This is a genomic window from Pseudomonas sp. YuFO8 (genome assembly GCF_035065025.1).
Classification (GTDB): domain Bacteria; phylum Pseudomonadota; class Gammaproteobacteria; order Pseudomonadales; family Pseudomonadaceae; genus Aquipseudomonas; species Aquipseudomonas putida_AE.
Genome location: NZ_JAXDEQ010000008.1, coordinates 1 through 16,762 on the forward strand (window position 1 = coordinate 1; position 16,762 = coordinate 16,762).

Consider the following 16,762-nt stretch of genomic DNA (forward strand, 5'->3'; position numbering starts at 1 on the left):
CAGGCTGCGATCTTTTGATCTTGCTTTTAAAAACAAAATCAAAAGATCGCAGCCTGCGGCAGCTCCTACAGGGGGCACACCGATTGTGACAGGATGTGGGACAATGCCCGCCACTTTCAGCCATACCCGAATCGATCACACCCATGACCGCCCCCCGCACACCCAGACCTGCGCGCAAGAAGCCCGAATCCGCGACCCCGGCCAAGGCTGTGGAGCCACGTGAAAAGGCCAGCCTGCACCCGCGCAATCGCCACCAGGGTCGCTACGACTTCCCGGCACTGATCAAGAGCACGCCGGAGCTGGCGAAGTTCGTGATCATCAACCCGTACGGCAAGGAAAGCATCGACTTCGCCAGCCCGGACGCGGTGCGGGTGTTCAACCGGGCGCTGCTCAAGGCGTTCTACGGCATCGCCCACTGGGACATTCCCGCAGACTACCTGTGCCCGCCGGTGCCGGGTCGTGCGGACTATGTGCACTTTCTCGCAGACCTGTTGGCCAGCATCAATAACGGCGTCATCCCCCGCGGTGCGGCCGTGAAGGTGCTGGACGTGGGCATGGGCGCGAACTGCGTGTACCCATTGATCGGTCACAGCGACTACCGCTGGCAGTTCCTTGGCTCTGAGATCGACGCCACCGCCATTGCCGCCGCCAAGGCCATCATCCAGTCCAACGGCTTGAACAAGGCCATCCAGGTTCGCCAGCAGGGCAACCGCAAGCATATTCTGCTGGGTCTGCTGGAGAGCGCCGAGCGCTTTGACCTGACGATGTGCAACCCACCCTTCCACGCCTCGCTGGAGGAAGCCACCCGGGGCAGCAGCCGTAAATGGCGCGCGTTGGGCAAGGCCGATCCGAAACGCAAACTGCCGGTGCTGAATTTCGGCGGTCAGGCGGCGGAATTGTGGTGCGAAGGCGGCGAGGCACGGTTCGTCACGCAACTGATCAGCGAGAGCGCGCAGGTGGGCCAGCAGGTGTTGTGGTTCAGCACCTTGGTGTCGAAGGCCTCGAACCTGCCGGCGATTCAGACCGCCCTGAAGAAGGCCGGTGCCCTGCAAAGCCAGGTGGTGGAAATGTCCCAGGGTCAGAAGCAGAGCCGATTCGTCGCCTGGACCTTCAAGACCCCCTCCGAACAGCAGGTATGGCGCGAACGTTGGGCGCAGAAAAGCTGAGCCACTGCCTGGTAAATCGCGGACACAAAAAAACCGTGCCCGGATCGCTCCGGCGCACGGTTTTTTTTAACAAGTCTTACTTGTTAACAGCGTCGGTCAGGCCTTTGGCCACAACCAGCTTGATCACTTTCTTGGCAGCGATTTCGATGGCAGCGCCAGTCGAAGGGTTACGGCCAGTACGGGCAGGACGCTCAGTCACTTTCAGTTTGCCGATACCTGGCAGAGTGATTTCGCCGCCGTTTTCCAGCTGATCAGCAACGATTTGGCCCAGTTGGTCCAGAGCGTTACGCGCGGTAGTTTTCGGCGCGTCGATAGCTTCAGCGATGTCGGCGATCAGTTGGTCTTTAGTAAGAGCCATGTAGTGTTCCTTCCCTATCAAATTCATATGGATTGCAGAGTGCAGTGTCAGCCATCGAGCCCGATCTTCTGGATCTGGCACCCTCGGTTGAATAACCACGGGATCGGGGTTATAGATTCCGAAATCAGGGTTTGGTTCGACCTGACAAATGCTGAATGCACGCTTAACGCAGTGACTACGCGTAAGACCGGGCAAAACTAGCACAGAGACGGGGAAATATCCGCCTCTAGCTACCCAATTGGTCAGCTTTATTGCTCTAAATCGGGAAAAAAACGCATAAGCACCACCGGTCGCCCTGGAAATGCCCTTCGCACCGCGCCAAATCCAGTGGTTGCGGTACACTGGGCGCTTTTTCGGGGAGCGCGCCCTCCCGTCTTCAATCAGCCGAGAAGCCCATGCCGATCCGTCATTGCATCGTCCACCTGATCGACAAAAAACCCGACGGCACACCAGCAGTTCTGCACGCTCGCGACTCCGAGCTGGCCGAGTCGAGCGCCATCGAGAACATGCTTGCCGACCTCAACGAAAGTTACAACGCGAAACAAGGCAAGGCCTGGGGTTTCTTCCATGCTGAATCCGGGGCGCATCCGTTCAGCGGCTGGCTGAAGGAGTACTTCGAGGGCGGCAAGGATTTCACCGCCTTCAGTCGCGTGGCGGTCGAGCACCTGCAAAAACTGATGGAAGAGTCCAACCTCTCGGTCGGCGGCCACGTCCTGTTCGCCCACTACCAGCAAGGCATGACCGATTACCTGGCCATCGCCCTGCTGCACCACAGTGAAGGCGTTGCGGTGACCGAACAGCTGGACGTGACCCCGTCCCGGCACCTGGACCTGGGCCAATTACACCTGGCGGCACGGATCAACGTGTCCGAGTGGCAGAACAACAAGCAGTCCAAACAGTACATTTCGTTCATCAAGGGCAAGAACGGCAAAAAAGTCTCGGAGTATTTCCGCGACTTCATCGGTTGCCAGGAAGGCGTCGACGGCCCCGGCGAAACCCGCACCCTGCTCAAGGCCTTCAGTGACTTCGTCGAAAGCGAAGACCTGCCCGAAGACGACGCTCGCGAAAAAACCAAGACCCTGGTGGACTACGCCAGCAGCCAGGCAAAGCTCGGCGAGCCCATGGGCCTGGAAGAGTTGTCCGGGTTGATCGACGAAGAACGCCCGAAAGCCTTCTACGACCACATCCGCAACAAGGACTACGGCCTGTCGCCGGAGATCCCGGCCGATAAACGCACCTTGAACCAGTTCCGCCGCTTCACCGGCCGTGCCGAAGGCCTGTCCATCAGCTTCGAAGCGCACCTGCTGGGCTCGAAGATCGAGTACGACGAAGAAGCCGGCACCCTGATCATCAAGGGCCTGCCGACCTCGCTCACCGACCAGCTCAAGCGCCGCAACTGATGCTGGGCAGCGTACTGAAGAAATGCCTGCTGATCCTGCTGGTGGTCGTGGTCTATCAGAACTGGGGCAAGATCGAGCGGGTGTTCAACCCTTCGCAAGTGGTGTCCGAGCAGACCCAGGCCAAGGCCAACGTCGTGCTCTACGCCACCGAGTGGTGCGGCTACTGCAAGCTGACCCGGCGCTTTCTCGATCAGAAGGGTATCCCTTACAAGGAGTTTGATATCGAGAAGGATGCCGAGGCGCGCGAGGCCTATCAGGCGCTAGGGGGCGGTGGGATTCCGATCATCGATGTGAACGGGACGTTGATTCGCGGGTATGACCCGGATGCGATTCTGGCAGCCTTGAAATGACCTGTAGGAGCTGGCTTGCCAGCGAATGCGGTGGTTCAGCCGGTACATTTGTCGACTGAACCACCGTCTTCGCTGGCAAGCCAGCTCCTACAAGGTCGTGTATGGCGGGGTTATTGTGCTTCGATGCGGAAGCCGAATCGCGGAACGTGCACATGCACCACGCCGCTGCGCTCGTCTTCTCGACGCACAATCAATTCCTCGCTGCCAGCGAACAGCAGCTTACCCGAGACAGGATCGACGCCGTAGTCAGTGGCGGCGATCACCACTTGCTGCCCCACCTTGAAACCATTCGGTTCTTCGAACGCTTCATCCGGCAATGCAGCAGGCATCGCATCGCGGGCCACGTTCAGCGCTTCCTCGGAAGTCATGTCACTCGGCGCACCGTGGCCAAACCCCAGCACCCGCGCCAACCACGCCGAGACCGCCGGATAGTTATCCACAAGCGGCGAGGTCACGGGCGTTGCCTTGAGGAACCACAGCGGGTGAGCCATGGCAAAGTCGGCAATCGACGGCTCGCCGAACAGGTAATCCCCCTCTTCGCGCTGCAGCTGCTGCTCCAGGCGCGCCATGATCGTCGGCCATTGGTGCCTGGCCTGCTCGGCGGACAAGCGGGTGGCACTGCCGCCACTGAACAGGCCCGCCCGGTCGGCGATGAACGCCTTGATCGCTTCCGGCGGCATATTGCCGAAACGCACCGCTATCGATTCCGGCTGGAACACCAGGCTGACCGCATGCTGGAACACCACCGAATCGGCCCACGCCGCGAAGGACGCGGCGATCATTTCCTGCCCCTCGGGGAAGAACGCCGGCAGGGTTTTTTCCTGCTCAAGGCGACGGGCGATCATGGCGGTGTCGCAATAGATGTCCGCGCCGATCTGCAACACCGGAGTCTTGCGATAACCACCGGTCAAGGCGGTGAGATCGGGCTTGGGCATCACGGGCGAGATCGTCACCGAGCGCCAGGACAACCCCTTGAAACCCAGGAGCAGCCGGGCTTTTTCGGCGAAAGGGGACGTCGGGTAATGATGCAGAATCAACTCGGACATGCTCGGCTCCGCCGCAAAGATCAGGAATCCGCAGCTTAGCGCGCATTCGCAGGGCAGCCTACAGATCCACCTGATGGGAACTTATCAGTCAGATTGATAAGCCGGCGGCGGCGCTGGCCACCAGACATTCCTTCGCGCTCTTCCTGAGTTTCTTGATCAGCCGCTCCTGGCGCAGCGCGTCGCTTTTATCGCGGCAGAGTTCGGTATAGACCAGCGCCACGGCCGGGCTGGAGAGAAAAAAGCGCGCGCCCTTACCGCTCTGGTGAGTGGCGAAGCGGCGCACAGGATCGTCACTGATCCCGCAGTAGAGCGATCCGTTGGCCGCCCGCACGAGGTAGACGAACCAGGGTTTGCTCACCGGTGAATCGGCGTCGGGAGGATTTTCGCTGAGGGTGGTCACGGCACGATCGAGGCTTGAAAGGAAACAAGCCGCGATCTTATCAGCGACTGGCCTGGAATGCCTTCAGCCCCTTTCGGGCCTGCGCGCGGACGGCGTTGCGCACCAGCGGACTCCAACCCAGCAGCAGGCCTTTGAAACCCAGCGCCTGACGCGACCACTTCCACAAATCAAAGTGATCGTGATGCTCGCAAATCTTGCCGTCGCGAAAGACGAATCGTGCCTGGATGTCGTTGACCACGGTGTTGCCAGTCTGGCTGAACAGGTACGTCGCCACCCAATGAGCAGCACCGGTGCGCTCATCTGCACGAACGTCATCGAAGGTCAGGGAAAAATCCTTGGCCCGGGTGGTCAGCATCCGCCACATATCACCCGCATCGCGCCCGCGAAGCTCGCCGAACGCCGGATCACTGAACACCACGTCATCGGTATAGCAGGCGCTCATGGCCTCGGCATCCAGCCGTTGGAAGGCTTGGTAGAACTGGGTGATCAATGCGCTGTGGGCATCACTCATGGGCAGGCTCCGTTCAATCGATGGATGGCCTGCACGATAGTCTGCAAATACGCCGAACACTATCGGCATTCGCCAGGCGAATACCGACAGTGCGCAGGGGTCAGACCTTTTCGCTTTCGACTTGTACGTACAGTGCGCGCCCGGCACCGAGGCCGGCGATGATCGCACCCAGGCCGATGACGCCGAAGATCCAGCCCACGGCGTTCCAGCCACCGGTCCAGTCATGCACGATGCCGACCGCGAATGGCCCCATCGACGCCAGGGTGTAACCGAAGCCCTGGGCCATGCTCGACAGGTTCGCCGCCACATGGGAGTCCCGCGAGCGCAGCACGATAAGGGTCAACGCCAGGCTGAACGTGGCGCCCTGCCCCAGGCCCAGCACGATCGCCCAACCCCACAGGCCTTCGATCGGCGCGTACAGGCAACCGAACAGACCACCCAGGGTCAGCGCCATGACGATCACGATCGCCAGGCGCTGGTCCTTGCCGCGCGTCGCCAACCAGGGCGCGGCGAGGGAGCTAACCAACTGAACGATCACCGAACCCGAGAGCACCAGGCCGGCCTGGGTCGGGGTCAGGCCACGACCGATCAGGATCGACGGCAACCAGCCGAACACGATGTAGGCCAGGGACGATTGCAGGCCCATGTACAAGGTCACTTGCCAGGCCAGCGGGTCGCGCAGCAGGCCGCGAACCCGATAGGCCACGTTGTGCGCGCCGTGTTTCTGCCCGACCTGGGGCAACCAGAAAATCGCCGCGACCAGCGCGGGAATCACCCAGAAACCGAGGCCCATTGCCCAGCTCTTGTCGAAGTGTTCGCTCAGCGGCACCGTCGCGCCCGCCGCCATGGCCGCACCGAGGCACAGGGCCATGGTGTAGACACCGGTCATGGTCCCGGCCTGTTTGGCGAAGTCACGCTTGACGATGCCAGGCAGCAATACACCGATCACACCGATGCTGGCGCCGGCCAGTACGCTGCCGGCGAACAGGCCGATCTCGCCAAAGGAACTGCGCAGGATGATCCCGCCCGCCAGGGTCAGGAGAATGCCCAGCACCACCCGCTCCGCGCCGAAACGACGCGCCAGCACTGGCGCCAGCGGCGCGAACAGGCCGAGGCAGAGCACCGGCAAGGTGGTCAGCAACCCGGCCTGCGACGCCGACAGACCCAGGCTTTTCGACACCTCGCTGAGCATCGGCGCCATGCTCGACAGCGCCGGGCGCAGGTTCAGCGCCACCAGGATCAATCCCAGCAGCAATATCCACGGCCGAACCAGGAGCGGCTGGGTTTGCTGGACCTGTTCGTCATCGGCCTCGGCGTCGATCAGCAACTCTTCCAGCTCTGCCGTGCGCTTGGGGGATGTGAGATCTCTGGACATGGTGTTCTCGGTTTCAAGGTTCATTGATCAACTGCCTCGACAGGGCCTTGGCCCGTTCCGGGTCGCGTTGCTCCACGGCATCGAGCAGTTCGACGTGCAGGTCGAAGACCTCCTGGCGCCGTGGCGTGATGTTCAGGCAGTGGCGCAATTGCTCGCCGACAACGCTGGAGAAATAGCGATACAGCTCGCTGAGGGTCGGGTTGTGCGCGGCGTCCACCAGGCGGCGGTGGAACACCAGGTCACAGGCAATGTAGGTATCGAGATCGCCGTGATAGTGGCTGCCGCTGACGCCCAGTGCCTCGCGCAATGCCACCAGGTCCTCATCGGTACGACGCAGGGCGGCCAGCCCGATGGCCTCGACTTCGAGGATGTGCCGGGTTTCCCGCGCCTGCTCGAGCGAGCAGCGGGACAGCGCCTTGAGGGTGTCCAGCGGGTCGACCAGGGCCCGCAGGTAACTGCCGTCGCCCTGGCGAATCTCGATCAACCCGGAAAACGCCAGCACCCGCATGGCTTCGCGCACCGTGTTGCGGCTGATGCCCAGTTCGGCGGAAAGCTCGGGTTCGGTTGGCAGGCGCTGCCCCACCGTCCAGGCGCCCTGGTTGATGCGCAAGCGCAGCTGCTCCAGGGCCTGATCGACCAGGGAGCGTTTAACTAATGGAGCAATGTCTGACATAGGATTCGCCCTGTCATCCAATCATAGGATGAATTTTCTGACATGTTAGTCAGCTTCATCCAATAGGACAACCCTCCCCGCTCCCACAATTTGCAGGCGAAAAAAAACCCTTCACGAATAACCGTGAAGGGTTTTTCGATGCCCGAGTATCAGGCTTCGGTCTTGGCTGCCGCAGCTTTGGCCGCCGCGTCCTTGATCAGGGACTGCAGCGAACCGTCAGCGGACATCTCAGTCATGATGTCGCTACCGCCGACCAGCTCGCCCGCTACCCACAGTTGCGGGAAGGTTGGCCAGTTGGCGTATTTGGGCAGGTTGGCGCGGATTTCCGGGTTCTGCAGGATATCCACGTACGCAAATTTTTCGCCACACGCCATCACGGCCTGCGATGCTTTCGCGGAGAAGCCGCACTGCGGGGCATTCGGCGAGCCTTTCATGTAAAGCAGAATGGTGTTGTTGGCAATCTGCTCTTTAATCGTTTCGATGATATCCATGGAGCACCTCGGCTGAACTTTCCGACTCATGGGTCGGCACGGTGGCGCATTGTAACGGAAAGCCGAGCGCCCTGCTCGGTCTCTCCGTCAGATGCGATCAGGCCGCTACCACGGTCACCGGCACACCGTTCAACGCCGCGTTACCCGACAATTCATCGAGCTGACACTCGTCGGTCAGGTCATTGGCGCTGGAACCCGGCTGGCCGCTGGCGATGCTCATTTGCACCCCCGGCCGCGCGTGGCCCCAACCGTGCGGAAGGCTGACCACTCCTTTCATCATATCCAGGCTGGCCAGGACTTCCACCTCGATGACCCCGACCCGCGAACTGACCCGCACCCGCTGCCCGTCGGTGAGCCCGCGACTGGCCAGGTCCTCTGGATGCATCAACAACTGATGACGCGGCTTGCCCTTCACCAGACGGTGATAGTTATGCATCCACGAGTTGTTGCTGCGCACATGTCGCCGGCCGATCATCAACAACTCATCGGTGGTCGGCGCCTGCAATGCGGCGAAGCGCGCCAGGTCGGCGATTATGGCGCCGGGGGCCGCCTGGATTCGCTGGTTGGCGGTTTTCAGCCGGGACGCCAGGTTGGATTTCAGCGCGCCCAAGTCAATCCCATGAGGATGATCGAACAGGGTGGCCAGCGACAGCTTGTGCGGCGACGCATCGCCGTACGGCCCCATGCGCAGACCGCGGTCGATCATCTGCGCCGGGGCGATGGTGGGCTTCAACTCCTTGCCCGTCCTGATCGCGAACGCCTTGGCCAAGCCGACAAAAATCTCCCAGTCGTGCAAGGCGCCTTCAGGCTTGGGCAGGATGGCGCGATTGAAACGGCTGACGTTGCGCACCGCGAACATATTGAAAGTGGTGTCGTAATGATCGTTTTCCAGCGCCGAGGTCGACGGCAGGATCAGGTCGGCATAACGCGTGGTTTCATTGATGTACAGGTCAATGCTGACCATGAACTCCAGGCCGTCCAGCGCCTGTTCCAGCTGGCGGCCATTGGGCGTGGACAACACCGGGTTGCCCGCCACGGTGATCAACGCGCGAACCTGCCCTTCGCCTTCAGTCAGCATCTCTTCGGCCAAGGCCGACACCGGCAGTTCACCCCCATACTCGGGACGCCCGGACACCCGGCTCTGCCACAGATTGAAATGCCCGCCCGAGGTCGAGGCCACCAGATCCACCGCCGGCTCGGTGCACAAGGCACCACCGACGCGGTCGAGGTTGCCGGTGACCAGGTTGATCAACTGCACCAGCCAATGGCACAGCGTGCCGAACGCCTGGGTCGAGACGCCCATGCGGCCGTAGCAAACCGCGCTCGGCGCTGCGGCAAAATCCCGGGCCAACTGGCGGATCTGCTCCGCAGGCACCGCGCACAATGGACTCATGGCTTCGGCACTGAAACCTGCCACGGCTTCGCGTACCTCATCCAGACCGTCCACCGGCAAATGACTGTCGCGGGCCAGGCCTTCGGCGAACAAGGTATTGAGCAAACCGAACAAAAGCGCCGCATCGCCGCCGGGACGCACGAACAGATGCTGGTCGGCGATCGCCGCCGTTTCGCTGCGACGTGGGTCGACCACCACCACTTTGCCGCCCCGGGCCTGGATCGCCTTCAAGCGTTTTTCCACATCCGGCACTGTCATGATGCTGCCGTTGGAGGCCAGCGGATTGCCGCCGAGGATCAGCATGAAGTCGGTGTGATCGATGTCCGGTATTGGCAACAGCAGACCGTGGCCGTACATCAAGTGACTGGTCAGGTGATGGGGTAACTGATCGACCGACGTCGCAGAAAACCGGTTGCGGGTTTTCAGCAGGCCAAGAAAGTAATTGCTGTGGGTCATCAACCCATAGTTGTGCACGCTGGGGTTGCCCTGGTAAACCGCCACCGCGTTTTGCCCGTGGTGCTCCTGAATCGCCGCCAGGCGTTCGGCCACAAGGTCGAAGGCGGCGCCCCACTCGATCGGCTGCCATTCGCTGCCCACCCGCAGCATCGGTCGATGCAGGCGATCCGGATCGTTCTGGATGTCTTGCAGGGCCACCGCCTTGGGGCAGATATGGCCGCGGCTAAACGTATCCTGGGAGTCGCCCTTGATCGAGGTGATCTGCAGGTGGCCTTCGAGCTCAGTGGTTTCGATGGTCAGGCCGCAGATGGCTTCACACAAATGGCACGCACGGTGATGGAGAGTCTTGGTCATGGCCAGTCTCTGTCTTGTTCTGGGCGGGCAATAGCGACCGCGGGAACAAAACTATGGCGCCTGCCCTGCCACCGCGCCAGCGACGTTCGTCTTGTGAATCGGCGGCCATCAGGCCTGCCGATAACCGCCGGCAATCAGCTCGACGGCAGTCCTGGCGGCACCTGGAAACCGACTGTCCCAACACCATTACCGTCCCGCTTGTTTGCAAACCTCCACGGCGCCGGTGTACAAATGCTTGGCTGCAGTCAGGAAACAGGCTTCAAAAGCGCTATCGCGGTCACCCCATAGCCCCTCCGAATCCCCTAAAAACCGTAGCCCTATTGGTAAGACGCGACATTTAATTATAAGATCGCGCCTTCCCCTATTTCGTCGCCCCGTGCGGCTTACGCCGCAGGTCTCGCCCGTTGTTCCGTTAAACAAGGCTTTGAGCATCTGCGGTTTGTAGCAAAAAGGTAGTCAATGATGAGCGCAAGGCACTTTCTCTCCCTGATGGATTGCACGCCCGAAGAGCTGGTCAGCGTGATCCGTCGAGGCGTTGAGCTCAAAGACCTGCGTAACCGCGGCGTACTGTTCGAGCCCTTGAAAAACCGCGTGCTCGGGATGATTTTCGAAAAGTCCTCGACCCGCACCCGAATTTCCTTCGAAGCCGGCATGATCCAGCTCGGTGGCCAGGCGATCTTCCTGTCGCCTCGCGATACCCAGCTGGGCCGTGGCGAGCCGATCGGCGACTGCGCGATCGTCATGTCGAGCATGCTCGACGCCGTGATGATCCGCACCTTTGCCCACAGCAACCTGACCGAATTCGCCGCCAACTCCCGCGTGCCAGTGATCAACGGCCTGTCCGACGACCTGCACCCGTGCCAGTTGCTGGCCGACATGCAGACGTTCCTCGAACACCGTGGCTCGATCCAGGGCAAGACCGTGGCCTGGATCGGCGACGGCAACAACATGTGCAACAGCTATATAGAAGCGGCGATCCAGTTCGACTTCCAGTTGCGCGTTGCCTGCCCGGAAGGCTATGAACCCAATCCAGAATTCGTGGCCAAGGCCGGCGATCGGGTCACCATCGTTCGCGATCCGAAGGAAGCCGTGCGGGGTGCACACCTGGTGAGCACCGACGTCTGGACCTCCATGGGCCAGGAAGAGGAAACCGCCAAGCGCCTTCAGCTGTTCGCCCCGTATCAGGTCAACTGCGCCCTGCTCGACCTGGCCGCTGACGACGTGCTGTTCATGCACTGCCTGCCAGCACACCGTGGCGAGGAAATCAGCGTTGACCTGCTCGATGACAAACGCTCGGTGGCCTGGGATCAAGCCGAAAACCGTCTGCATGCGCAAAAAGCCCTGCTCGAGTTCCTCGTCGAACCGGCGTACCACCACGCATGAGCCAGCCATTACTGCTTAACCTGCGCAACCTCGCCTGCGGCTATCAAGACCAGCGCGTGGTGCAAAACCTCAACCTGCACCTGAACGCCGGTGACATCGGCTGCCTGCTGGGCTCTTCAGGCTGCGGCAAGACCACCACCCTGCGCGCCATCGCCGGCTTCGAACCGGTGCACGAAGGGGATATCCAGCTGGCGGGCGAGACCATCTCCAGTGCCGGTTTCACCCTCGCGCCGGAGAAACGCCGGATTGGCATGGTGTTCCAGGATTACGCGCTATTCCCGCATTTGACCGTGGCCGACAACATCGCCTTCGGCATTCGCAAGCATCCGAACAAGGATCGCGTCACCGAAGAACTGCTCGAGTTGGTCAACCTGAAAAACCTCGGCAAGCGCTACCCCCACGAGCTTTCCGGTGGCCAGCAGCAACGGGTCGCCCTGGCGCGTGCATTGGCGCCCGAACCGCAATTGCTGCTGCTGGACGAACCCTTCTCCAACCTCGACGGTGAATTGCGCCGCAAGCTCAGCCACGAGGTGCGCGACATTCTCAAGGCCCGTGGCACCAGTGCGATCCTGGTGACCCACGACCAGGAAGAAGCCTTCGCAGTCAGCGATCATGTCGGCGTGTTCAAGGAAGGCCGGCTGGAGCAGTGGGATACGCCCTACAACCTCTATCACGAACCGCTGACGCCCTATGTGGCCAGCTTCATCGGCCAGGGTTACTTCATCCGCGGTCAGCTGAACAGCCCGGAGTCGGTGCAGACGGAGCTCGGAGAATTGCGCGGCAACCGTGCCTACACCTGGCCGGTCGGCGGTGCCGTGGATGTATTGCTGCGTCCGGACGATATCGTTTATGCGCCCGACAGTGCCTTGAAGGCGCGGATTGTCGGCAAGTCTTTCCAGGGCGCCTCGACGCTTTATCGCCTGCAAATGCCGACGGGCGCGCAACTGGAATCGATCTTCCCGAGCCATGTCGATCATCTGGTCGGCGCAGAGGTCGGCATTCGTGTCGCGGCGGAACACCTGGTGCTGTTCCAGGCGTCCGGCAGCATGGCGGCGCAGATTCCGCCGGTTGATTCAGGGGTGCGGCGCTACAGCCCCGCGCACTGATCCCCCCTGTAGGAGCGAGCTTGCTCGCGATGGTGGTCAACGATAACGAGGGCTGCCTGAATGCACGCGGTGCCCTGACGTCCATCGCGAGCAAGCTCGCTCCTACAGTTCAAGCACGGCCAATCTCGGCAAATTTCGCCTGGGTATGCTCCGCCAGCACCGCCGGTGCCAGTTCGACTTCCAGCCCCCGCCGTCCCGCACTGACAAAGATGCTCGCCAACGGCTGCGCCGAGCTGTCGATAAAGGTGCGCAAGCGCTTCTTCTGCCCCAGCGGGCTGATACCCCCCAATAGATAACCGGTGGAGCGCTGGGCCGCCGCAGGGTCGGCCATTTCGACTTTCTTCACCCCGGCCGCATGCGCCAGCCCCTTCAAGTCCAGGCTTCCGCCAACCGGCACCACCGCCACCAGCAACTCGCCTTTCTCACTGGCCGCCAGCAGGGTCTTGAACACCTGCGCCGGGTCCAGTCCGAGCTTCTCCGCGGCTTCCAAGCCATAGGAAGCCGCCTTCGGGTCATGTTCATAACTGTGCACGCGGTGTTCGGCCCGAACCTTTTTCAGCAAATCCAATGCGGGTGTCATGACAGCTCCAGACTGGGTGGCAGTGGAAAAATCCTGCGCCGGATTCTAAGACATTGATCCAAAAAAGGCTCTATCGCCGAACCGTTGCAAAAAAGCGCCCCGGCCACTCGCTGACGCGGTCATTCACACAACTTATAGATTATTTGTGACCGATGGTTCACTTTCGACCTTTGACAGCAGCGTTTCTTGTCTATATTTTTTCGTTTCTGAATCTGAATGAAAAGTCCTACCGCAGTGCCCAGCTGTAAAACGGGAACAGGATGGGGATCCTGCCTCAATCAAGAACGCGCTTTGACCCTGCTGGAATGAAAGCGTCAGACAAGAAAAACAATGAGGTTTCAATGACAACTGCTCTACAACAACCGTCACTCTCGAGCCAATGCATGGCCGAGTTCCTGGGAACTGCGCTGCTGATCTTCTTCGGCACTGGGTGCGTTGCCGCGCTCAAGGTCGCGGGTGCCAGCTTTGGCCTGTGGGAAATCAGCATTATCTGGGGTGTCGGCGTGAGCATGGCGATCTATTTGACCGCAGGGGTTTCCGGCGCTCATCTGAACCCTGCCGTGAGCATCGCGCTGAGCATTTTTGCCGACTTCGAAAAGCGCAAACTGCCTTTTTATATCATCGCCCAGGTGGCTGGCGCCTTTTGCGGCGCCTTGCTGGTGTACACGCTGTACAGCAACCTATTCTTCGATTTCGAACAAACTCACCAAATGGTTCGCGGCTCCGCAGCCAGCCTTGAGTTGGCGTCGGTGTTTTCCACATTCCCCAACCCAAGCCTGTCCACCGCCCAGGCATTCCTGGTCGAAGTGATCATCACCGCCATCCTGATGGGCGTGATCATGTCGCTGACCGATGATAACAATGGCCTGCCCAATGGCCCGCTGGCACCGATCCTGATCGGTCTGCTGATTGCGGTGATTGGCAGTTCGATGGGGCCACTGACCGGTTTCGCGATGAACCCGGCACGGGACTTCGGCCCTAAACTGATGACTTTCTTCGCCGGCTGGGGTGAAATTTCCTTCACTGGCGGCCGCGATATTCCGTACTTCCTGGTTCCGGTATTTGCACCGATTGTCGGTGCCTGCCTGGGGGCTGCCGCCTACCGCGGCTTGATTGCCCGTCACCTGCCTGACGCCGCACCTGCTACAAAGGATGCAACACCAGCCATTGACGGCAAGCCCAGAACCTCTTGATACCCTTGGCGCGCGACCCTGCCCCTTTTGCTCGCGCGCCAGGCTTCACTCCCCTATTTCGTCCAAGGCAATCGACATGACCGACTCTCAGAACAAGAACTACATCATTGCCCTCGATCAGGGTACGACCAGCTCGCGCGCGATCATTTTCGATCGCGACGCCAACGTGGTCTGCACCGCCCAGCGCGAGTTCGCGCAGCATTATCCGCAAGCCGGCTGGGTCGAACATGACCCGATGGAAATCTTCGCCACCCAGAGCGCGGTGATGGTCGAGGCCCTGGCGCAAGCGGGACTGCACCACGACCAAGTCGCGGCCATCGGCATCACCAACCAGCGTGAAACCACCGTGGTCTGGGACAAGAACACCGGCCGACCGATCTACAACGCGATCGTCTGGCAATGCCGACGCAGCACCGAGATTTGCCAGCAGCTCAAACGCGATGGCCACGAGCAATACATCAGCGACACCACGGGCCTGGTCACCGACCCGTACTTCTCCGGCACCAAGCTCAAGTGGATTCTCGACAACGTCGAAGGCAGCCGCGAACGCGCGCGCAACGGCGAGCTGTTGTTCGGCACCGTCGACAGCTGGCTGATCTGGAAATTTACCGGCGGCAAGGTGCACGTCACCGACTACACCAACGCCTCGCGCACCATGCTCTTCAACATCCACACCCTGGAGTGGGATGCGAAGATGCTGGAAGTGCTGGATATTCCGCGGGAAATGCTGCCGCAAGTGAAGTCGTCGTCGGAAATCTACGGCCACACCAAAAGCGGCATCGCCATCGGTGGTATCGCCGGCGACCAACAGGCCGCGCTGTTCGGTCAGATGTGTGTCGAGGCCGGGCAGGCGAAAAACACCTACGGCACCGGTTGCTTCCTGTTGATGAACACCGGTGACAAAGCCGTGAAATCCAACCACGGCATGCTCACCACCATCGCCTGCGGCCCCCGTGGCGAAGTCGCTTACGCGCTGGAAGGCGCAGTGTTCAACGGCGGCTCCACCGTGCAATGGCTGCGCGACGAGTTGAAGATCATCAACGATGCCCACGACACCGAATACTTCGCCAACAAGGTCAAGGACAGCAACGGCGTGTATCTGGTGCCGGCCTTCACCGGCCTCGGCGCGCCATACTGGGACCCCTATGCCCGTGGCGCGCTGTTCGGCCTGACCCGCGGCGTTCGCGTCGATCACATCATCCGCGCCGCGCTGGAGTCGATTGCCTACCAGACTCGCGACGTGCTCGATGCAATGCAACAGGACTCCGGCGAACGCCTCAAGGCCCTGCGTGTGGACGGCGGCGCGGTGGCGAACAATTTCCTGATGCAGTTCCAGGCCGACATCCTCGGCACTCAGGTCGAGCGCCCGCAGATGCGCGAAACCACAGCACTCGGCGCCGCTTACCTGGCGGGCCTGGCCTGCGGTTTCTGGGGCAGCCTGGACGAACTTCGTGGCAAGGCAGTGATCGAGCGCAAGTTCGAGCCGACGCTGGATGAAACGGCGAAGGAAAAACTCTACGCAGGGTGGAAAAAAGCGGTCAGCCGCACCCGCGATTGGGCAGCTGAAGACGAAGCTGAATAAACCGCGATACAGGCTCGTATCTGTATGTAACTGGTAGGGAGCAGATTCCTGCGGCATCATGGGCAAATTTTGCACGGCAGCCCAAAGGACGCCCCATGAATCTGCCTCCCCGTCAGCAGCAAATCCTCGAACTGGTCCGTGAACGCGGTTATGTCAGCATCGAGGAAATGGCCACGCTGTTCGTTGTTACCCCGCAGACCATCCGCCGCGATATCAATCAACTGGCGGAAGCCAATCTGTTGCGCCGCTACCACGGTGGCGCGGCTTACGATTCCAGTGTTGAAAACACCGCCTACGCCATGCGCGCCGATCAGATGCGCGATGAGAAACAGCGCATCGGCGAAGCCATCGCCGCGCAGATCCCCGACCACGCCTCGCTGTTCATCAATATCGGAACCACCACCGAATCCATTGCCCGCGCCCTGCTCAACCACAATCACTTGAAGATCATCACCAACAACCTGCATGTGGCCTCGATGCTCAGCGCCAAGGACGACTTCGACGTGCTGCTGACCGGGGGCAATGTGCGGCGTGACGGCGGTGTGGTCGGCCAGGCCAGCGTCGATTTCATCAACCAGTTCAAGGTCGACTTTGCCCTGGTCGGCATCAGCGGCATCGATGAAGACGGCAGCCTGCTGGATTTCGATTATCAGGAAGTGCGGGTATCCCAGGCGATCATCGCCAACGCCCGCAAGGTGATTCTCGCCGCCGACTCCAGCAAGTTCGGGCGCAACGCCATGATCCGCCTGGGGCCGATCAGCCTGATCGATTGCCTGGTCACCGACCAGGAGCCGGTGCCGGCGCTGACCCAGTTGTTGAATCAGCACAAGATTCGCCTGGAAGTCGTTTAACCCTTCTCAACATCAAAAGATCGCAGCCTTCGGCAGCTCCTACAGGTTTTGCATATCCCTGTAGGAGCTGCCGAAGGCTGCGATCTTTGCTTTT

General features: G+C 60.9%; 17 protein-coding genes. 8 read left to right on the forward strand and 9 right to left on the reverse strand.

All coding sequences use genetic code 11. The features are described 5' to 3' along the window. Nucleotides 1-143 precede the first annotated feature (143 nt). Nucleotides 144-1,166 (forward strand): 23S rRNA (adenine(1618)-N(6))-methyltransferase RlmF, encoded by a 1,023-nt coding sequence (gene rlmF, locus SOP95_RS09265; RefSeq protein WP_274074295.1) that lies wholly within the window; start codon nt 144-146, stop codon nt 1,164-1,166. A 76-nt stretch (nt 1,167-1,242) separates the two neighbouring features. Here rlmF and SOP95_RS09270 read toward each other — a convergent pair whose 3' ends face one another. Beyond that, a complete protein-coding gene (locus tag SOP95_RS09270) occupies nt 1,243-1,524 on the reverse strand; it encodes an HU family DNA-binding protein (RefSeq protein ID WP_007905514.1) in 282 nt (93 codons plus the stop codon). A gap of 395 nt (nt 1,525-1,919) precedes the next feature. Between SOP95_RS09270 and yejK the strand changes: the two genes are divergently transcribed. Together yejK and SOP95_RS09280 are read left to right on the forward strand one after the other, a co-directional pair. Continuing rightward, complete coding sequence (yejK, locus tag SOP95_RS09275; RefSeq protein ID WP_274074294.1) at nt 1,920-2,924, forward strand: nucleoid-associated protein YejK; 1,005 nt, start codon at nt 1,920-1,922, stop codon at nt 2,922-2,924. Then, nucleotides 2,924-3,274, forward strand: a complete 351-nt coding sequence (locus SOP95_RS09280) for a glutaredoxin family protein (protein WP_323606902.1) — start codon at nt 2,924-2,926, stop codon at nt 3,272-3,274. Before yejK ends, SOP95_RS09280 begins: the two co-directional genes overlap by 1 nt. A gap of 110 nt (nt 3,275-3,384) precedes the next feature. Here SOP95_RS09280 and SOP95_RS09285 read toward each other — a convergent pair whose 3' ends face one another. The 7 genes from SOP95_RS09285 to SOP95_RS09315 form a co-directional block, all read right to left on the reverse strand. Then, complete coding sequence (locus SOP95_RS09285; RefSeq protein WP_323606903.1) at nt 3,385-4,320, reverse strand: glutathione S-transferase family protein; 936 nt, start codon at nt 4,318-4,320, stop codon at nt 3,385-3,387. A gap of 88 nt (nt 4,321-4,408) precedes the next feature. Continuing rightward, on the reverse strand, nt 4,409-4,720 hold the full coding sequence (locus SOP95_RS09290; RefSeq protein WP_323606904.1) for a GIY-YIG nuclease family protein: 312 nt from the start codon (nt 4,718-4,720) through the stop codon (nt 4,409-4,411). Nucleotides 4,721-4,760: 40 nt separating this feature from the next. Next, nucleotides 4,761-5,231 carry a nuclear transport factor 2 family protein gene (locus tag SOP95_RS09295; protein ID WP_274074290.1) on the reverse strand — a complete coding sequence of 157 codons (471 nt, stop codon included), beginning with the start codon at nt 5,229-5,231 and terminating at the stop codon, nt 4,761-4,763. 100 nt (nt 5,232-5,331) lie between these two features. Continuing rightward, nucleotides 5,332-6,630, reverse strand: coding sequence for a CynX/NimT family MFS transporter (locus SOP95_RS09300; protein ID WP_323606905.1), 1,299 nt, complete (start codon nt 6,628-6,630; stop codon nt 5,332-5,334). Continuing rightward, nucleotides 6,620-7,279 (reverse strand): FadR/GntR family transcriptional regulator, encoded by a 660-nt coding sequence (locus SOP95_RS09305; RefSeq protein ID WP_323606906.1) that lies wholly within the window; start codon nt 7,277-7,279, stop codon nt 6,620-6,622. The genes SOP95_RS09300 and SOP95_RS09305 overlap by 11 nt, the downstream gene beginning before the upstream one ends. A 149-nt stretch (nt 7,280-7,428) precedes the next feature. Further along, entirely contained in the window at nt 7,429-7,770 is a 342-nt protein-coding gene (gene grxD, locus SOP95_RS09310) for a Grx4 family monothiol glutaredoxin (RefSeq protein ID WP_274074287.1), read from the reverse strand. Nucleotides 7,771-7,867: 97 nt separating this feature from the next. Then, a complete protein-coding gene (locus tag SOP95_RS09315) occupies nt 7,868-9,973 on the reverse strand; it encodes a molybdopterin oxidoreductase family protein (protein WP_323606907.1) in 2,106 nt (701 codons plus the stop codon). Nucleotides 9,974-10,435: 462 nt separating this feature from the next. On the opposite strand from SOP95_RS09315, the gene argF reads away from it, so the two are divergent. Together argF and SOP95_RS09325 are read left to right on the forward strand one after the other, a co-directional pair. Then, nucleotides 10,436-11,356, forward strand: coding sequence for an ornithine carbamoyltransferase (gene argF, locus SOP95_RS09320; RefSeq protein WP_274074285.1), 921 nt, complete (start codon nt 10,436-10,438; stop codon nt 11,354-11,356). Further along, on the forward strand, nt 11,353-12,462 hold the full coding sequence (locus SOP95_RS09325) for an ABC transporter ATP-binding protein (RefSeq protein WP_323606908.1): 1,110 nt from the start codon (nt 11,353-11,355) through the stop codon (nt 12,460-12,462). The genes argF and SOP95_RS09325 overlap by 4 nt, the downstream gene beginning before the upstream one ends. Before the next feature lie 109 nt (nt 12,463-12,571). Here the strand turns inward: SOP95_RS09325 and ybaK are convergent, their stop codons facing one another. Further along, nucleotides 12,572-13,042 (reverse strand): Cys-tRNA(Pro) deacylase, encoded by a 471-nt coding sequence (gene ybaK / locus SOP95_RS09330; protein ID WP_274074283.1) that lies wholly within the window; start codon nt 13,040-13,042, stop codon nt 12,572-12,574. Between the two features lie 341 nt (nt 13,043-13,383). Here ybaK and SOP95_RS09335 point away from each other — a divergent pair, with 341 nt between their 5' ends. The 3 genes from SOP95_RS09335 (at nt 13,384) to SOP95_RS09345 (ending at nt 16,668) form a co-directional block, all read left to right on the forward strand. Continuing rightward, complete coding sequence (locus tag SOP95_RS09335; protein ID WP_323607003.1) at nt 13,384-14,235, forward strand: MIP/aquaporin family protein; 852 nt, start codon at nt 13,384-13,386, stop codon at nt 14,233-14,235. A gap of 76 nt (nt 14,236-14,311) precedes the next feature. Continuing rightward, a complete protein-coding gene (gene glpK / locus SOP95_RS09340) occupies nt 14,312-15,817 on the forward strand; it encodes a glycerol kinase GlpK (RefSeq protein ID WP_323606909.1) in 1,506 nt (501 codons plus the stop codon). Between the two features lie 95 nt (nt 15,818-15,912). Further along, the gene (locus tag SOP95_RS09345) at nt 15,913-16,668 is read left to right on the forward strand and encodes a DeoR/GlpR family transcriptional regulator (protein ID WP_274074281.1); all 756 of its coding nucleotides are present in this window, start codon (nt 15,913-15,915) and stop codon (nt 16,666-16,668) included. The last annotated feature ends 94 nt before the right edge of the window (nt 16,669-16,762 follow it).